Source organism: Acinetobacter sp. UNC436CL71CviS28 (assembly GCF_000620525.1).
In the GTDB taxonomy this organism is placed as follows: domain Bacteria; phylum Pseudomonadota; class Gammaproteobacteria; order Pseudomonadales; family Moraxellaceae; genus Acinetobacter; species Acinetobacter radioresistens.
In genome coordinates, this window is record NZ_JIBB01000096.1 from 1 (window position 1) to 1,495 (window position 1,495).

Genomic DNA, 1,495 nt, shown 5'->3' on the forward strand with positions numbered 1-1,495 from the left:
GGAGGGAAGGGAAGTATCCATCAAAAATGGCATTAGGAAAAGCTTTTGGGATTAGTCGTCAGGCGGTATACCGATATTTACAAGTTAGTGAATAGCTTATTGGGATTGGCAACTAAATTTAGTTTAACTTATAAAAATCATGAAACATTGTTCGAATTTTAAGCGTGGAACATAAATAATCAATAAAAAGCCGCTCTGGTACCCTATGCCCCACAACGGCTTGATCTAATATACTGAAATTTAATGATAAATATCAAGTATTTCGTATAAGGTGTATTATGTTAATTTTAGAGATTCTACATAAACGTAAAATCTCCTGCGCTTAGATTCTGGCATGTGTTCCATACTTATCAATCATAATAGAGCTGGCTTCATTTAAGCCACGCACAGTGACATTCACACCATTCTTTTGAAATTTATTTACAACAGAATCAAGCATGGCGACTGATGTTACATCCCAAATGTGAGAATGGGTCAAATCAATAATCACATCCTTTACATCCTCTTTAAAGTCAAAACCTTGCATGAATTTTTCAGAAGAACTAAAGAAGATCTGACCTCTCAAATCATATAAACGGGCTGTTCCTTCAAAAGATGCAGTTACCTGGATATCATTTTCAAGTTTATTCGCTAGGAACAAGGCTGAAAGTAATACGCCTGTTAACACACCCAAAGCCAGGTTATGCGTAGCAACAACTACAATCACAGTCGCAATCATAACGATATTACTGCTCTTAGGATTATCTTTTAACTGAGTGACAGAACTCCATTCAAAGGTACTGATAGAGACCATGATCATTACCGCTACCAATGCAGCCATTGGAATCACTTTGAGCCAGTCACTGATAAATACAACCAGAATAAGAAGAAAAATACCCGCAGAGAATGTTGATAAGCGTGTAAGGCCACCTGATTTTACGTTAATCATAGATTGACCAATCATCGCACAGCCAGCCATCCCCCCCATAAAGCCAGAAGCAATATTCGCAATCCCTTGTCCCTTACATTCCTGATATTTATCACTTGGCGTATCTGTCATTTCATCCACGATAGTTGCTGTCATCATCGATTCAAGTAAACCTACAGCCGCCAGTGCGACTGAATAAGGCAAAATAATCATCAATGTTTCAATATTCAAAGGAATATTTGGAATCAAGAACATTGGAAGTGTGTCAGGTAACGATCCCATATCACCCACAGTTCGTACATCAATTCCTAGAGCAATTGCCAGTAATGTGATTGCAATGATGCAGACAAGTGGAGAAGGGAGTAATTTTCCTAATTGGGGAACCAAAGGAAAGAGATAAATAATCGCCAGACCTAAAGCAACTAGAGCATATACATGCCAGGTCACATTAATCAATTCCGGCAACTGAGCCATGAAAATTAAGATTGCTAACGCATTTACGAATCCAATAACTACAGATTTAGATACGAACCGCATTAACTTGGCGAGCTTTAAATAGCCTGCCAATATCTGAATCACGCCTGTCAA

At 38.2% G+C, this 1,495-nt stretch carries 1 protein-coding gene; it reads right to left on the reverse strand.

Annotation, left to right across the window (positions count from 1 at the left end):
• Positions 1–322 precede the first annotated feature (322 nt).
• Positions 323–1,495: SulP family inorganic anion transporter (locus tag N518_RS0115290; RefSeq protein ID WP_026444493.1), on the reverse strand; the 1,173-nt coding region annotated here is incomplete at its 5' end.